The sequence below is a fragment of the Solihabitans fulvus genome (genome assembly GCF_008386585.1).
GTDB classification, from domain to species: Bacteria; Actinomycetota; Actinomycetes; order Mycobacteriales; family Pseudonocardiaceae; genus Solihabitans; species Solihabitans fulvus.
This window is the reverse complement of the sequence record NZ_VUOB01000062.1, coordinates 24,595-40,325: the sequence shown is the minus strand read 5'-3', so window position 1 is coordinate 40,325 and position 15,731 is coordinate 24,595. Positions and strand designations below refer to the sequence as shown.

Genomic DNA, 15,731 nt, shown 5'->3' with positions numbered 1-15,731 from the left:
TGTCGGTCCCGTCAAGACACCTGTCCTGCGGCGGGGGCAACGGCAGGGGCGGGCGTGGGTGGGGTGCCGTCGTCGCGCGCGCCGGCCGCGGTCAGGGCGGCCAGGGCCATCCGGCCGAGCAGCGCGGCCATCTGGCCCCGGTCGAGGTGCGCGTTGTGCGGGGTCGAGTTGATCAGCCCGAAGACGGCGTGCGCGGCCGCCCGCGCGGCTGGCTCGTCGGCGCCGGACACCGTCTCCCTGATGGTGTCCACCCAGACCTCGACGTAGCGGCGCTGGAGCGCGCGCACCCGCCTGCGGTCCGGGTCGGTCAGGTTGGCCAGGTTGCGCATCTGCACGGTGATCAGCGCCGGGTCGTCCAGGGCGAAGTCGACGTGCCAGCGCACCAGCTCGCGCAGCGCGGTCGCCGGGTCGGTCGCGCCGTCCACCCTGCGTTGGCCGCCGTCGAGCAGGCGCTCGCTGATCGAGGTCAGCATCTCCCCGAGCATGGCGTCCTTGCTGCGGAAGTGCCGGTAGAGGGCAGGGCCCGAGATGCCGACGGCGGCGCCGATGTCGTCTATGCCCACCCCGTGGAAGCCGTGCCTGGCGAACAACTCCGCCGCCGCGGTGAGGATCTGTTCGCGGCGGGAGGGCTTGCCGTTGTCGGACGCTGTTGATGGCGGCACGAACCCCACTCTAGTCGGCCAGGTTAGCGGACGCTAACTTCCGATTGACCCGAGGTAAGCGATCGTTAACGCAACGACTGAATCGTGGCACCTCGGTGGACGTTGTTCGCAAAGCGGATGGACTGTTCGTTAACTATTGACCAAGGTCTTCCGTAGGGGTCCTACTGCCTGGTAACTCTGTTGTTGCCTGCGTCACACCCCTGCGTTACATCCCCTGCGGAGGCCACCGAAATGCGCCTTGTCCGAACGCTCCTCACCGCGGCCGTCGCCGCCGTCGCCGGGCTCGCGCTCGCCGTGCCGGCCAGCGCCGCGACGGTCAACTACGTTGCCCTTGGTGACTCCTACTCGTCCGGTGTCGGCACCGGCGACTACTACGGCGACAGCGGCAGCTGCTACCGCAGCCCCGAGGCGTACCCGGCCCAGTGGGCCGCCAACCACGGCGCGAACCTCGCCTTCGACGCCTGCTCCGGCGCGAAGACCTCGGACGTGCTGAACAACCAGCTCGGCGATCTCAACGCCAGCACGAACCTGGTCACCATCTCGATCGGCGGGAACGACGCCGGCTTCTCCGACGTCATCTCCAGCTGCACCTTCGGCAGCGACCAGTCCTGCATCAACCGGGTCAACACGGCGAAGGCCTACGCCACCGGCACGCTGCCCGGCCTGCTGGACAACGTCTACAACAACATCCACGGGCGCGCGCCGAGCGCGACGGTCGTCGTGGTCGGCTACCCGCACATCTACCAGGTGCCCGGCTCCTGTTCGGTCGGCCTGAGCAACACCAAGCGGACGGCCATCAACTCCGGCTCGGACACGCTGGCCGGCGTCATCTCCCAGCGCGCGAGCGCGCACGGCTTCCGCTTCCTCGACGGCCAGCAGACCTTCGCCGGGCACGAGATCTGCTCGTCGGACTGGTGGCTGAACAGCCTCACCTGGCCGATCATGGAGTCCTACCACCCGACGCAGGACGGCCAGATCCTCGGCTACACGCCCGCGCTGACCGCGATCGTCGGCTGACCACGGTCCAGCCCTCCGGCTGACCACGGTCCAGCCCTCCGGCTGACCACGGTCCGGCCCTCCCGGTCGGCCACGGTCCACGCCCTCCCCGTCCGGCCCGGGACCCGCCATCGCGCGGTGTCCCGGGCCGGACGCGCGTCTGTGGCCGGATGCGCGTCCTGAGCCGCCTCGTGTGGACGGCGACGTTAGCGGCCGCTAACATGGGTCACAGGTTAACGGCCGCTAACTGCCTGTGAGGAGCCCATGGACGCCCCAGTCCTGCGCAGCTCCGCCGACCCTTCGGGCGAGGCGTTCCAGCGCTATGCCAAGGAGCACGCCGTCCTGGTGGACGAGCTTCGGGCGAAACTGGCCGAGGCCGGCCTCGGCGGTCCCGAACAGGCCCGCGTCCGCCACGTGGACCGGGGCAAGCTGCTGCCGAGGGATCGGGTGGACACGCTCGTCGACCCCGGTTCGCCGTTCCTCGAACTGTCCCCGCTGGCCGCCGACGGGCTCTACGACAACGACGCCCCGGCCGCCGGGATGATCACCGGCGTCGGCCGGATCTCCGGCAGGGAGTGCGTCGTCGTCGCCAACGACGCCACCGTCAAGGGCGGCACCTACTACCCGATGACGGTGAAGAAGCACCTGCGCGCCCAGGAAGTGGCGCTGCACAACAACCTTCCCTGCGTCTACCTGGTCGACTCCGGCGGCGCGTTCCTGCCCAAACAGGACGACGTCTTCCCGGACCGCGAGCACTTCGGCCGAATCTTCTACAACCAGGCCACCATGTCCGCCAAGGGCATCCCGCAGATCGCCGCCGTGCTCGGCTCCTGCACCGCGGGCGGGGCGTACGTGCCGGCGATGAGCGACGAGGCCGTCATCGTCCGCAACCAGGGCACCATCTTCCTCGGCGGCCCGCCACTGGTGAAGGCCGCGACCGGCGAGGTGGTCACCGCCGAGGAGCTCGGCGGCGGCGACCTGCACTCCCGCGTGTCCGGCGTGACCGACCACCTCGCCGACAACGACCAGCACGCGCTGCGCATCGTCCGGTCGATCATCAGCACCCTCGGGCCGCGCAGCCCGCGCCCGTGGCAGCTCGAGCCGGTCGAGGAGCCCGCCGTCGACCCCGGCCAGCTCTACGGCGTCGTGCCGACCGACAGCCGCACGCCCTACGACGTGCGCGAGGTGATCGCGCGGATCGTCGACGGCAGCCGGTTCCACGAGTTCAAGAAGGAGTACGGGGCCACCCTGGTCACCGGCTTCGCGAACATCCACGGCCACCCGGTCGGCATCATCGCCAACAACGGCATCCTGTTCGGCGAGTCGGCCGTGAAGGGCGCGCACTTCATCGAGCTGTGCGACCAGCGCGGCGTTCCCCTGGTGTTCCTCCAGAACATCTCCGGGTTCATGGTCGGCCGCGAGTACGAGGCCGGCGGCATCGCCAAGCACGGCGCGAAGATGGTCACGGCCGTCGCCTGCGCCCGCGTGCCCAAGTTCACCGTCGTCATCGGCGGCTCCTTCGGCGCTGGCAACTACTCGATGTGCGGCAGGGCGTACTCGCCGAGGTTCCTCTGGATGTGGCCGAACGCGCGCATCTCCGTGATGGGCGGCGAACAGGCCGCCTCGGTGCTGGCCACCGTCCGCCGCGACCAGCTGGCCGCGCGCGGCACGGACTGGCCGGAGGCCGAGGAGGAGGCGTTCAAGCAGCCGATCCGGCAGCAGTACGAGGACCAGGGCAACCCGTACTACTCCACCGCGCGGCTGTGGGACGACGGCGTGATCGACCCGATGGACACCAGGATGGTGCTCGGGCTCGCGTTGTCCGGCGCGGCCAACGCGCCGCTGGAACCTGTCAGCCACGGCGTCTTCCGGATGTGAGCACCATGTCCACCCAGTCACCCGAACCGGCAGGCAGGTCCATGTTCGACACCGTCCTGATCGCCAACCGCGGCGAGATCGCGGTCCGGATCATCCGCACCCTGCGGGCCATGGGAATCCGCTCGGTCGCCGTGTACAGCGACGCCGACGCCGACGCGCGGCACGTCCGCGAGGCCGACGTCGCCGTGCGGATCGGCCCGGCCGCAGCAAGGGACAGCTATCTGTCCGTCGAGCGGATCGTGGCCGCCGCGCTGGACACCGGCGCGCAGGCCGTGCACCCCGGCTACGGGTTCCTCGCCGAGAACACCGCCTTCGCGCTCGCCTGCGAGCGGGCCGGGCTGGTCTTCGTCGGGCCGCCGGCCGCCGCGATCGACGCGATGGGCGACAAGATCAGGGCGAAGCTGACCGTGCAGGCCGCCGGCGTGCCGGTCGTGCCCGGCCGCACCGAGGCCGGCATGACCGACGCCGACCTGGTCGCCGCCGTCGAGGAGATCGGCTACCCGGTGCTGCTCAAGCCGTCCGCTGGCGGCGGCGGCAAGGGCATGCGTCGGGTGGACGCGGCGGCCGATCTGGTCGAGTCCATCGCCTCGGCGCGGCGCGAGGCGCGCGGCGCGTTCGGCGACGACACCCTGCTGGTCGAGCGGTTCGTCACCGAGCCGAGGCACATCGAGATCCAGGTGCTCGCCGACGCGCACGGGAACGTCCTGCACCTCGGCGAGCGCGAGTGCAGCCTTCAGCGGCGGCACCAGAAGATCATCGAGGAGGCCCCGTCACTGTTCCTCGACGAGGCCAAGCGCGCCGAGGTCGGCGCGCATGCGGTCGAGGCGGCCCGCGCGGTCGGCTACGTCGGCGCCGGCACGGTCGAGTTCATCGCCGACGGCAGGACCGGCGAGCTCAGCTTCATGGAGATGAACACCCGGCTCCAGGTCGAGCACCCCGTCACCGAGCTGGTGACCGGCCTCGACCTGGTGGAGTGGCAGATCAGGGTCGCGGCTGGCGAGCCGCTCGACCTCACCCAGGACGAGGTGACGCTGACCGGCCACGCCGTGGAGGCGCGCGTCTATGCCGAGGACCCGGCCCGCAACTTCCTGCCGACCGGCGGCCAGGTGCTGGCGCTGCGCGAGCCGTCCGACGTCGTCCGCGTCGACTCGGGTCTGTTGGTCGGCAGCACGGTCGGCAGCGACTACGACCCGATGCTGGCCAAGTACGTCGCGTACGGGCGCACCAGGGACGAGGCGCTGCGCAGGCTGCGCGCCGCGCTCGCCGACACCGTGCTGCTCGGCGTCACCACGAACATCCCGTTCCTGCGGGCGTTGCTGGCCGACGAGGACGTCGTCGCCGGCCGGCTCGACACCGGCCTGGTGGAACGCAGGCTGGACGACCTGGTCAGCGAGGACGTGCCGGACGAGGTGCTCGCCGCGGCCGGCCTGGAACGGCTGTTGTCCCTGACCCCCAACGGTTCTGACGCCGACCCGTGGGAGCTGCCCGGCGGCTGGCGGGTCGGCGAGCCGGCGTGGACGACGTGGCGGATCGAGACGCAGGGTCGGCCGTCCACCGAGGTGCGGGTGCGCGGCGTGGCCGAGCGCGCGCAGGTGCGCGTCGGCGACGGTGAGTCGGTGGCGGCATCCGTTGCGCGGCAAGGAGACCAGCTCGTCGTGCGCTACGACGGGCGGGTCCGCCGATACGCCACCGCGAAGCGCGCCGGCAACGGTGACACCGTGCTGTGGCTCGGTGCGGAGGGTCGCACCTGGGCGCTGACCGAGACGGAGTTCCTTGCCGGCGCGGCACATCAGGCCGAGGGTGCCGGCGGTCCGGTCACCAGCCCCATGCCCGGCACGGTGCTGGTGGTGAAGGCCGCGCAGGACGAGCACGTCACTGCGGGCCAGCCGCTGTTCGTCGTCGAGGCAATGAAGATGGAACACACGGTCACCGCGCCGATCGACGGGGTGCTCAGTGAAGTGCGAGTCCAGGCGGGCCAACAGGTCGCGCTGGACCAGACCCTAGCCGTCGTAGTCCCCCACAAGGAGTGACCGATGCTCGACTTCCGGCTTGACGAGGAATACGAGTCCCTGCGCAAGACCGTGCAGGAGTTCGCGCAGGAAGAGGTCGCGCCGGTCATCGGCGACTTCTATGAGCGCAACGAGTTCCCCTACGAGATCGTCGCCAAGATGGGCAGGATGGGGCTGTTCGGCCTGCCCTTCCCCGAGGAGTACGGCGGCATGGGCGGCGACTACTTCGCCCTGTGCCTCGCCCTCGAGGAGCTGGCCAGGGTGGACTCCTCGGTCGCGATCACGCTGGAGGCGGGTGTCTCGCTCGGCGCCGTGCCGCTGTTCCGGTTCGGTTCGGAGGAGCAGAAGCGCGAGTGGCTGCCGAGGTTGTGCGCGGGGGAGCAGCTCGGCGCGTTCGGCCTGACCGAACCGGGCAGCGGCTCGGACGCGTCCGGCCTGCGCACCACGGCGCGGCTCGACGGCGACGAGTGGGTTGTCAACGGCACCAAGGCGTTCATCACCAACTCGGGCACCGACATCACCGGGCTGGTGACGGTGGCCGCCGTCACCGGGCAGCGCGAGGATGGTCGCAAGGAGATCTCCGCGATCCTCGTGCCGTCGGGCACGCCGGGCTTCACGGTGTCCAAGAAGTACTCGAAGGTCGGTTGGAACGCCTCGGACACTCGCGAATTGTCCTTTGAGGACTGCCGGGTGCCGGCCGCGAACCTGGTCGGCCAGCGCGGTCGCGGCTACGCGCAGTTCCTCCAGACCCTCGACGAGGGCAGGGTGGCCATCGCCGCGCTCGGCGTCGGTCTTGCGCAGGGCTGCATCGACGAGTGCCTGCGGTACGTGGGGGAGCGCGAGGCGTTCGGCCACAAGATCGGTGAGTACCAGGCGATCCAGTTCAAGATCGCCGACATGGAGGTGCGCACGCACCTCGCGCGGCTGGCCTACTACGAGGCGGCCGGGCGGATGCTGCGCGGCGAGCCGTTCAAGCGCGAGGCCGCGATCGCGAAGCTGGTGTCGTCGGAGGCCGCGATGGACAACGCGCGTGAGGCCACGCAGATCTTCGGCGGCTACGGCTTCATGAACGAGTACCCGGTCGGTCGTTTCTACCGCGACGCCAAGATCCTGGAGATCGGCGAGGGCACCAGCGAGGTGCAGCGCATGCTGATCGCGCGCGAACTGGGCCTGGGCCGGTAGCTCCGGACATGCCTTAATGCAACGGCACGTCGTTGGGCGGCGGCAGCGTCTTGCCGCCGCGCAACAGAACGGGCCCGACCGCCTGTGAACCACCGGCGGGCGGCGGCGGCAACGGCCTCGGGGCGGGTGTCGGATGGGGTGGGGCCGGCAGCGTGATGGCGCTCCCCGAGGCGGGTGGCACCGGGTTGATCGTCGCGTTCGCAGACAGGTCCACCAGGTCCGCCAGCCCGCCGTCCGAGTCCAGCCTGGGGACTCCCAGCGGCGGCAGCCCGAGCAGCTGGAGTGCTGTTTTGGGCAGGGTGACGTGCGAGCACCAGCGCGAGTCGATGCCGCCCCGCACTCGGCCGCCGAACATGAGCAGCGGAACCCGGGGGCCATAGGCGAGCTGCACGCCGTCCGGGGTGTGCTCGACGTTCGGGGTCGCCACGTGGTCGTCGTAGCCGCCCCAGTCGTCCCAGGTCAGCAGGAAGACCGTGGAGGCCCAGAGCCCGGCCTTGACGACGGCGTCCACGGCCTGCCAGACGGCGTCCATGCCGAGGCTGACGTCCGCGACCGGGTGCTCGTCCAGCGGCGAGTCGTGCCACATCATCGAGAGCGTCGGCAGCGCGCCGGCGGCGGCGTCCGCGACGAACTGGTCGGACCGCACGATCTGCGGCGAGCCCTTGAGCTGCTGGTAGAACTCCACCGGGTAGCCGCTGGAGCCGGTGTAGGCGCGCCAGCTCACGCCGTGGTCCTGGGCGTGGCCAGGAAGCGACGGCATGTCCCAGACGGGTTGTTGGCCGCGCGGCGGGTTCCGCAGGGTTGGTGACTGTCCGCCGACGACGAGCAGGTGGTTGGGCGTGGAGTTGGTGCCGAACCCGGAACAGTGGTTCTCCAGGAACGCGCCGGTGGTGGCGAGCCAGGCGTAGAACGGCAGCACCTTGGCGGTGTCGAACTGAAGGTGCGCGCCGGTGCTCTTCTTGGTGAGCCAGCTGTAGTAGGCATGCCGATCGTGCGGCTGGTCGCTGGCGGGAGGGTTCGGCGCGATGGGCCAGTTCGCGACCACGTTCGCCCCATACGCGGCCATCGAACGGAAGTAGTTGTCGGTGGTGTGGTTCTCCTGAACCATGATCACCACGTGGTTCACGGCGTTCGACTGAGCCATGACGGACCTCCGTTCGGATGCCGACTCCTAAGCCAATCGTCGTCCTCCGAAGCGGATCCGGCTAGTGTCTGTTCCGGACATTCCGAAGAGTTCGCTGCTGTTTGTCGACTTGTCGTTTTGGGTTCACTTGCGCGGGTAGGTGTCTTTAATACCGCTGCGATGGCACGCCTGTCGTGCTGAGTGGCCGTCTGTTTAAAGAATGTCCTCGCCGGACGGGCGTGGCCTCCGGGGATGATGTGGATTCTGTCAAAGTCGCTTTGGCAGGGTGGTCGAGTGGTTTCGCATCATCCCGTATGACCCCCACAAGGGCTATCACATCTCGTCAAGGGGGCGACTTTGATTGTCGTCGCGGCGGTGGGCGGGATGTGCCCCCTTGACAAGATGCGATCGGGCTTCGCCGGGCCATACGGGATGATGCGAAGCCCCCTCTTGGAAACGTCATTCGCCGCAGGGTGGTCGAGTGGGCGATCAGTGCGCGGCAGTCACCGGTGGCGCGCGGCAGTCACCGGTGCGCCGGTGAGGTGGGTCCATCAGTGCGCGGCAGCCGTCGGTGGGTGGATCGGGTGGCTGACCCCGTTCACCTGGCGAACGGTGTGGTTGGCCGTTGGATACGTTTCCACGAGGAGGGCTCGCGTCATCCCGTATGGCCCGGCGAAGCCCGATCACGCCTTGTCAAGGGGGGCACCGACCCACTCACCGGCAGCCGACCACCAAACCGCCCCCCTTGACGAGGTGTGATAGCCCTTGTGGGGGTCATGCGGGATGACGCGAACCTCCTCGACCACCCACCAAAGCAACTTTGACAGAATCCACGTCATCCCGGAGGCCACGCCCGTCCGGCGAGGACATTCTTTAAACAGACGGCCACTCAACACGACAGGCGTGCCATCGCAGCAGTAAACAGGCACCAGTCCACCGCAACAGGCGTGCCATCGCATCAACAGGCCCATCGCATCAACGGCTCAAAACGCGCCGTGCCGCCCGGCCCCCGACGCGAATCGCGCTGCGCCGGCCCCCGCATCCGCCGCCAGCGAGCGCCACCCGTGCCGCAGCTCGTTCGCCAGCGCGTCACGCTCCGTCAGCCCCTCCTGCTCCAGCAGCGCAAGCCGATCCCCGCGCATACATGTCTGCGGGAACTCGGCCAGCGACGCGGCCAACGACTCCGCCGCAGCCCTTGCCGTGCCGGTCGGCACGACGCGGTTGACCAATCCCATCGCCAGCGCCTCCTCCGCCGACACCGGCCGGCCGGTCAGCACCAGATCCATTGCCCGACTCACTCCGATCAGCCTCGGCAGCCGGAACGTCCCGCCGTCGATCAGCGGCACGCCCCACCGCCGGCAGAACACGCCGAGCACCGCGTCCTCCTCGGCGACGCGCAGGTCGCACCACAGCGCCAGTTCCAGCCCGCCGGCCACCGCATGGCCCGCGATGGCCGCGATCACCGGCTTGCCGAGCCGCAGCCGCGTCGGGCCCATCGGGCCGTCATGTTCGGTATCGCCGCCGGTGCCGGTGCCGGTGCCGTCGGTGCCGGTGTCACTGCCACTGCCGCTGCCACTGGCGCTGTCGGCGCCACCCACATCGGCGACTTCGTTGCCGCGTTCGGTGCCCAACGCCTTGAGGTCGGCTCCGGCGCAGAACGTCCCGCCGTCGCCGTGCAACACGGCAACGGACGCGCTCTCATCCGCGTCGAACTCGCGAAACGCCGTCGTCAGCGCACGCGCGGTTGGGCCGTCCACCGCGTTCCGCGCCTCCGGTCGGCTCAGCACCACTGTGCTGACCGGCCCCGTCCGCTCCACTCGTACTGACATCGTGTTCTCCGAGTTTCTCTCGACGCCATCCGTTGCGGTTACGCTCCCACCGGCTTTCGGAGTCTCGGGGGAGGAAACGTGCTCAACCTGCGTAAATGGATCAGTGCTGGGCTACTGGCGGTGACTGCCTCACTGTCGATCCCGCAGACAGCCCTGGCCGCCTCCGCCCACGCGTCCAGCCCAACCGACTGCGCCGTTCGGCTGGACTGCGCGGCCACGGACCTCGACACGATGTCGATGACCCAGCGCCTGGAGTTCCTCGACGCCCTCGAGCGCGGCCCCGCCTCCGAACTGTCCGCCAACTTCGACCGGTGGAGCAACATCCGGGGCATCGTCGACTTCTTCCGCGACCACGAGCTCGGCGCGCCGGGCAGCTGGATCTCCTATGTGGACGCCGGCATCCTCGAGGGCATCGAGCGCGGCACCGCCATCGCGCTCGGCCGCTCCACCGACACCTTCGGCAACCCCGGCTCGGTCAAGTGGGCCACCTACCTCATTCGCCTCAAGCGCGGCGAGCTCACCGACCGCGCCACGCACGACCGGGCCTGGGGCGAGGCGGAGCAGGCCTCCACCGACCGGGGCGTCGCGATCGCGGGCGAGCACGGCGCGCAGGCCAGCGCCGTGGACCGCCGCTTCTTCATGTTCTCCGAGTTCTACCGGTGGACGCTGCGCAACCGCCCCGCCGCGCTGAACCTGCTCACCGGCTACGGCATGCTCATTCGCCCCGAGGTCTACCGGGACCGCGTGCCGTTCCTCGACTGGTTCACCGACGTCCGCAACCCCGTGCCGGCCCGCAAGGGCGCCGAGGTCGCCTACGCGCTGGCCAGACTCGACCCGCTGCGGGGCACCTTCACCACCCTCGACCTGCTGCTGGCCTACCTGCCGGACCTGTTCCGTCAGTTCCAGCTCGACACCGGCTCGCACTAGCGCATCAGACCTCGACCTTCGGCACGGTCCGTTCGAGGATCGCGGCGGTGTCCACACCGCGTGGCAGCGTGCCGAACGCGGCGCCCCAGTCGCCGGCCAGCCGCGACGCGCAGAACGCGTCGGCCACGGCGGGATGGCCGTGCCGCACCAGCAGCGAACCCTGCAACGCCAACGCCATCCGCTCGACCACCCTGCGCGCCCTGCCCTCGATCTCGGTCAGGTCGGCCAGTTCGGCGCGCACACCGGCGACGGCCGCGTCGAGCCTGCGGTCCGCGCCGGCCGCCGCGTCCAGCTCGGCCAGGAACGCCGGCACCGCGGCGGGATCCTTGGCCATGGCGCGCAACGCGTCCAGCGCGGCCACGTTGCCCGAACCCTCCCAGATGGACATCAGCGGCGCCTCCCGGTATAGCCGGGGCATGCCGGACTCCTCGACGTAGCCGTTGCCGCCAAAGCACTCCAGCGCCTCGGCGGCGTGCGCAGGACCGCGCTTGCACACCCAGTACTTGGTCACCGCGAGCCCGAGCCTGCGGAACGCGGCCTCCCGGTCGTCCCCGCCGGCGATCCGGTCGGTCGCCCCGGCCAGCCGCAGCGCCACCGTCGTGGCCGCCTCGGACTCCACCGCGAGATCCGCCAACACGTTGCGCATCAACGGTTTGTCCACGAGGCTGCCGCCGAACGCGCTGCGGTGCACCGCGTGGTGGCTCGCCTGCCGCACCCCGAGGCGCATGCCGGCCGCGGTGCCCAACACGCAGTCCAGCCGGGTCATGTTGACCATCTCGATGATGGTCCGAACGCCGCGACCCTCCTCGCCGACCAGCCAGCCGACTGCGTCGGAGTACTCCAGCTCGGCAGACGCGTTCGAGCGGTTGCCGAGCTTGTCCTTGAGGCGCTGGAGGAACAGCGAGTTGCGCGTCCCGTCCGGCAGCACCCTCGGCAGCAGGAAGCAGGACAGCCCGCCCGGCGCCTGCGCGAGCGTAAGGAACAGGTCCGACATCGGCGCGGAGGTGAACCACTTGTGCCCGGTGAGCAGGTACGTGCCGTCGCCGGCCGGCCGCGCGGTCGTCGTGTTGGCCCGCACGTCCGAGCCGCCCTGCTTCTCCGTCATCGACATGCCGGCGATCAGCCCGCGCTTGCCCTCGGGCGCGCGCAGGCCGAAGTCGTACTCGCGCGCGCCGAGCAGCGGCTCGAACCGCTCGGTCAGCTCGCTGGAGGCCCGCAGCGCGGGCACGGCCGCGTAGGTCATCGAGATGGGGCAGCCGTGCCCCGGCTCGACCTGGCTCCACACATAGAACTTCGCCGCGCGCGCCACGTGCGCGCCCGGCCTCGGCTCCCGCCACGGCGCGGCGTGCAGGCCGTGCGACACCGCCGTGTCCATCAGCTCGTGCCAGGCGGGGTGGAACTCGACCTCGTCGACCCGGTGCCCGTACCGGTCGTGCGTGCGCAGCACCGGCGGGCACGCCTCGGCCTGCCTGGCCAGCTCGGCGGACCGCTCGGTGCCGGCCAGCCTGCCAAGCGAGTGCAGCTCCTCGGCGACCCACTCCGCCCCCTCCCGGCGCACGCCGTCGAGCAGGGCGGGATCCTCGGCCACGTCGTGGCCGAACAGCGGCGGGACCTGGTTGGTGACCTCATGCGTCGGGCTCAAGGCTGCCTCCGATGGCGCGCAGGGAAAACGTGACGAGTGCGGGAACGGGGTCGGCTGCGGTTGGGTCGGCGAGCGGCCCGACCAGGGCCTCGCCGATCGCGCCGACGAGCGCGGCCGCGGTCAGCCGGACGTCCTGCGCCGGCAGTTCGCCCGAGGCCACGCCGTCCGCGAGGACCTCGGCGAACACGTCCCGGTAGGCGCGGCGGAACACCAGCCGTTCGGCGTCGACCTCGGGGTCGACGGGCTCGGCGAGCAGCGCGTAGGCGAGTCGGGGGGCGCGCAGCGCGCGGCTGGCGAACGTGGTGACCATCGAGACGGTCCGATCGCGCGCCGTTCGGGAGGCAGACGCGGCCGGCGCGGCCGGCTCGGTCGGCTCGGGCCGCGTGGTCAGCTCCACCTGTCCGGCTAGCGTCACGGCCGCTACCTCGCGGCCGGACGCGACCCGGAACACCTCGGCGACCAGGTCGGCCTTGCGCGGGAAGTGCCGGTAGACGCTGCCGGTGGCCACGCCGGCCCGCGCGGCCACCGACGCGATGGAGCAGCCCTGGTAGCCGTGCTCGGCGACGGTCTCGATGGCGGCGCGCAGGATCCGGTCCCGCGACGCGGCCAGCCGCGCCTGGACCTCCGGGGTGCGTCGATAGGGCACACGAAGGAGTGAACTCTGGTTCATTTCTTCGCGCAAGGGGAGAAATGGTTGATCTCTACGTCACTCAGGGGCTGCCGACGGCGTCGACGAGGAATAGCGTCACTTCTTATGGGTGGACAGTCCGGATCGACGGCGGCGGGGGCGGGCTCCCGTCAGGTGACCACAGCGGCCGGGGCACACCGCGACGCCGTCGCGGCGCTGCGCGCGCAGTACGCGGCACTGCCGCCGCGCGCCCCCGTGCGGCTGGCCAAGTCCACGTCCAACCTCTTCCGCTTCCGCGCGCCGACCGGCCCCGGCCTGGACGTCAGCGCCTTCAACCGGGTGCTGTCGGTCGACCCGGACGCCCGCACCGCCGACGTGCAGGGCATGGTCACCTACGAGCAGCTGGTCGACGCGACGCTGCCGCACGGCCTGATGCCGTTCGTGGTGCCACAGCTCAAGACCATCACCCTCGGCGGAGCCGTCGCTGGCCTCGGCATCGAGTCCAGCTCGTTCCGCAACGGGCTGCCGCACGAGTCGGTCCGCGAGATGGAGATCCTCACCGGCGACGGCCAGGTCCTCCTCGCCGGCCCGGACACCGAGCACGCCGACCTGTTCCACGGCTTCCCTAACTCCTACGGCACGCTCGGCTACGCCCTGCGGCTGCTCATCGACCTTCAGCCGGTGCGGCCGTACGTGCGGCTGCGGCAGGTGCCGTTCGGGTCCTCCTCGGAGTGCGCCGACGCGATCGCGGCGATCTGCGCGAACGGCGAGCTCGACGGCGAGCCGGTGGACTTCATCGACGGCACGGTGTTCTCCGGCGACCGCATGTACCTGACGCTCGGCGACTTCACCGACTCCGCGCCGTGGGTCAGCGACTACACCGGGATGAACGTCTACTACCTGTCCATCCCCAAGCGGCGCACCGACTATCTCACCGTGCGCGACTACCTGTGGCGCTGGGACACCGACTGGTTCTGGTGCTCCAAGGCCCTCGGCGTGCAGCAGCCCATGGTGCGCAGGCTGTGGCCGAAGAAGTACCTGCGCTCGGACGTGTACCGGCGGATCGTCGCGCTGGACCGGCGTTACGCGGTGACCGACCGGATCAGCACGCTGCGCGGCCAGCAGCCCGCCGAGCCCGTCATCCAGGACATCGAGGTGCCGGTCGACCGGCTCGCCGAGTTCCTCGACTTCTTCCACCGCGAGGTCGGCATCAGCCCGGTCTGGTTGTGCCCCTTGAAGGTCCGCGACGAGACGTCGTGGCCGCTGTACCCGCTCGACCCCTCGACGCTGTACGTCAACGTCGGTTTCTGGGCCACCGTCACGCCGAGGCCGGGCGAGCAGGCCGGCGGCCGCAACCGGCTGATCGAGCGCAAGGTCGCCGAGTTGGGCGGCCACAAGTCGCTCTACTCCACCTCGTACTACTCCGAAGAGGAGTTCTGGGCCCACTACAACGGCCCAACCTACCGAGTGCTCAAGGAAAGCTACGATCCGCAGGGTCGGCTGCCCGACCTGTACGGGAAGTGCGTCCGGGGGAGCTAGGCCGTGGTTCCACGACGAAAGGGCGGTGCCATGCGGTTGGCGGAGGTCTTCGAACGGGCGGCGGGTGGCAAGGCCGACGTCCAGTTCCGCGCGTACGACGGAAGTCAGGCCGGCCCGCCCGGCGCCGACGTCCGCATCGAGGTGCGCACCCCCGTTGCCTTGTCCTACCTGGCTTCCGCGCCCGGCGCGCTCGGGCTCGCCCGCGCCTATGTGACCGGGAACCTGGAGATCATCGGGGACATGTACACGGCCCTGGGCAGGCTCTCCGAGCTGACCCTGCACGATGTGCCGTGGTCGGAGCGCCTGAAGCTGCTCACCACGCTGGGCAGCATTCGGTTGCGCACCAAGGTGGAGCCGCCGCCGCAGGAGGCGAGGGTGCGCGGGCTGCGGCACTCCAAGGCCCGCGACCAGCAGGCCATCGCGCACCACTACGACGTGTCCAACCGGTTCTACGAGTACGTGCTCGGCCCGTCCATGGCCTACACCTGCGCCGTGTACGCCACGCCGGACACCACCCTCGAGGACGCCCAGTTCGCCAAGCACGACCTGGTGGCGCGCAAGCTCGGGCTCAAGGAGGGCATGCGGCTGCTCGACGTCGGCTGCGGCTGGGGCGGCATGGTCATGCACGCAGCCAAGCACTACGGCGTGCGCGCGCTCGGCGTGACGCTCTCGCGGGCGCAGGCCGAGTGGGCGCAGAAGGCGATCGTGGAGGCCGGGCTGTCCGACCTCGCCGAGGTGCGGCACCTGGACTACCGGGACGTCGCCGAGTCGGGCTTCGACGCGGTCAGTTCCATCGGCCTCACCGAGCACATCGGCAAGGCCAAGCTGCCGGCCTACTTCCGGTCGCTGCACGACAAGCTGCGGCCGGGCGGCCGGTTGCTGAACCACTGCATCACCAGGCCCACCAACATGGAGCGGGCCAGGACGGGCGGGTTCATCGACCGCTACGTGTTCCCGGACGGCGAGCTGGTCGGGCCGGGCCACCTGACGTCGGTGATGAACGACCGGGGCTTCGAGATCCGGCACGAGGAGAACCTGCGCGAGCACTACGCGCTGACCCTCGCCGCCTGGTGCGCCAACCTGGACGAGAACTGGGCGGCGGCCGTCGAGGAGGTCGGCGACGCGCGGGCCAGAGTGTGGCGGCTGTACATGGCGGCGTCCCGGCTCGGCTTCGAGCGCAACAACATCCAGCTGCACCAGGTGCTCGGCGTCAAGCTGGACGGCTACCGCTCCGGTATGCCGCTGCGCCCCGACTGGGCCTAGCCGAAAGTCATAGAAGGACGCCATTGGGACGGTGCACGTCCCGATGGCGTCCT

Annotated in this window: 12 protein-coding genes; 7 read left to right on the top strand and 5 right to left on the bottom strand. The window is 70.4% G+C overall.

Features of this window, described 5'->3' with window-relative positions:
* Positions 1-11 precede the first annotated feature (11 nt).
* Positions 12-662 carry an SACE_7040 family transcriptional regulator gene (locus F0L68_RS30740; RefSeq protein ID WP_149853355.1) on the bottom strand — a complete coding sequence of 217 codons (651 nt, stop codon included), beginning with the start codon at positions 660-662 and terminating at the stop codon, positions 12-14.
* Positions 663-893: 231 nt separating this feature from the next.
* Here F0L68_RS30740 and F0L68_RS30735 point away from each other — a divergent pair, with 231 nt between their 5' ends.
* The 4 genes from F0L68_RS30735 to F0L68_RS30720 all read left to right on the top strand — a co-directional run bounded on the left by F0L68_RS30735 (position 894) and on the right by F0L68_RS30720 (position 6,727).
* Positions 894-1,679 carry an SGNH/GDSL hydrolase family protein gene (locus F0L68_RS30735; protein WP_149853354.1) on the top strand — a complete coding sequence of 262 codons (786 nt, stop codon included), beginning with the start codon at positions 894-896 and terminating at the stop codon, positions 1,677-1,679.
* 243 nt (positions 1,680-1,922) lie between these two features.
* Positions 1,923-3,536 carry a carboxyl transferase domain-containing protein gene (locus F0L68_RS30730; protein WP_149853353.1) on the top strand — a complete coding sequence of 538 codons (1,614 nt, stop codon included), beginning with the start codon at positions 1,923-1,925 and terminating at the stop codon, positions 3,534-3,536.
* A 41-nt stretch (positions 3,537-3,577) separates the two neighbouring features.
* Positions 3,578-5,566, top strand: coding sequence for an acetyl/propionyl/methylcrotonyl-CoA carboxylase subunit alpha (locus F0L68_RS30725; protein ID WP_149853388.1), 1,989 nt, complete (start codon positions 3,578-3,580; stop codon positions 5,564-5,566).
* A gap of 3 nt (positions 5,567-5,569) precedes the next feature.
* Complete coding sequence (locus tag F0L68_RS30720; RefSeq protein ID WP_149853352.1) at positions 5,570-6,727, top strand: acyl-CoA dehydrogenase family protein; 1,158 nt, start codon at positions 5,570-5,572, stop codon at positions 6,725-6,727.
* A 13-nt stretch (positions 6,728-6,740) separates the two neighbouring features.
* Here the strand turns inward: F0L68_RS30720 and F0L68_RS30715 are convergent, their stop codons facing one another.
* Both F0L68_RS30715 and F0L68_RS30710 read right to left on the bottom strand, forming a co-directional pair.
* Positions 6,741-7,871 (bottom strand): alkaline phosphatase family protein, encoded by a 1,131-nt coding sequence (locus F0L68_RS30715; protein WP_149853351.1) that lies wholly within the window; start codon positions 7,869-7,871, stop codon positions 6,741-6,743.
* 962 nt (positions 7,872-8,833) lie between these two features.
* Complete coding sequence (locus F0L68_RS30710) at positions 8,834-9,679, bottom strand: crotonase/enoyl-CoA hydratase family protein (protein WP_149853350.1); 846 nt, start codon at positions 9,677-9,679, stop codon at positions 8,834-8,836.
* 120 nt (positions 9,680-9,799) lie between these two features.
* Here F0L68_RS30710 and F0L68_RS30705 point away from each other — a divergent pair, with 120 nt between their 5' ends.
* Complete coding sequence (locus tag F0L68_RS30705) at positions 9,800-10,606, top strand: hypothetical protein (protein WP_149853349.1); 807 nt, start codon at positions 9,800-9,802, stop codon at positions 10,604-10,606.
* Between the two features lie 4 nt (positions 10,607-10,610).
* Here F0L68_RS30705 and F0L68_RS30700 read toward each other — a convergent pair whose 3' ends face one another.
* Positions 10,611-12,248: an acyl-CoA dehydrogenase family protein gene (locus F0L68_RS30700; RefSeq protein ID WP_149853348.1), complete on the bottom strand. Its 1,638-nt coding sequence runs from the start codon at positions 12,246-12,248 to the stop codon at positions 10,611-10,613.
* The gene (locus F0L68_RS30695; RefSeq protein WP_149853347.1) at positions 12,232-12,894 is read right to left on the bottom strand and encodes a TetR/AcrR family transcriptional regulator; all 663 of its coding nucleotides are present in this window, start codon (positions 12,892-12,894) and stop codon (positions 12,232-12,234) included. Before F0L68_RS30695 ends, F0L68_RS30700 begins: the two co-directional genes overlap by 17 nt.
* Positions 12,895-13,002: 108 nt before the next feature.
* Between F0L68_RS30695 and F0L68_RS30690 the strand changes: the two genes are divergently transcribed.
* The gene (locus F0L68_RS30690; protein ID WP_149853346.1) at positions 13,003-14,415 is read left to right on the top strand and encodes an FAD-binding oxidoreductase; all 1,413 of its coding nucleotides are present in this window, start codon (positions 13,003-13,005) and stop codon (positions 14,413-14,415) included.
* A gap of 30 nt (positions 14,416-14,445) precedes the next feature.
* A complete protein-coding gene (locus tag F0L68_RS30685; RefSeq protein WP_149853387.1) occupies positions 14,446-15,678 on the top strand; it encodes an SAM-dependent methyltransferase in 1,233 nt (410 codons plus the stop codon).
* Positions 15,679-15,731: the final 53 nt, after the last annotated feature.

Excerpts from the sequence above, each read along its gene's own strand:
- F0L68_RS30735 (WP_149853354.1), top strand. The coding sequence starts at position 894 with ATGCGCCTTGTCCGAACGCTCCTCACCGCGGCCGTCGCCGCCGTCGCC.
- F0L68_RS30730 (WP_149853353.1), top strand. The coding sequence starts at position 1,923 with ATGGACGCCCCAGTCCTGCGCAGCTCCGCCGACCCTTCGGGCGAGGCG.
- F0L68_RS30725 (WP_149853388.1), top strand. The coding sequence starts at position 3,578 with ATGTTCGACACCGTCCTGATCGCCAACCGCGGCGAGATCGCGGTCCGG.
- F0L68_RS30720 (WP_149853352.1), top strand. The coding sequence starts at position 5,570 with ATGCTCGACTTCCGGCTTGACGAGGAATACGAGTCCCTGCGCAAGACC.
- F0L68_RS30715 (WP_149853351.1), bottom strand. The coding sequence starts at position 7,871 with ATGGCTCAGTCGAACGCCGTGAACCACGTGGTGATCATGGTTCAGGAG.
- F0L68_RS30710 (WP_149853350.1), bottom strand. The coding sequence starts at position 9,679 with ATGTCAGTACGAGTGGAGCGGACGGGGCCGGTCAGCACAGTGGTGCTG.
- F0L68_RS30690 (WP_149853346.1), top strand. The coding sequence starts at position 13,003 with ATGGGTGGACAGTCCGGATCGACGGCGGCGGGGGCGGGCTCCCGTCAG.
- F0L68_RS30685 (WP_149853387.1), top strand. The coding sequence starts at position 14,446 with ATGCGGTTGGCGGAGGTCTTCGAACGGGCGGCGGGTGGCAAGGCCGAC.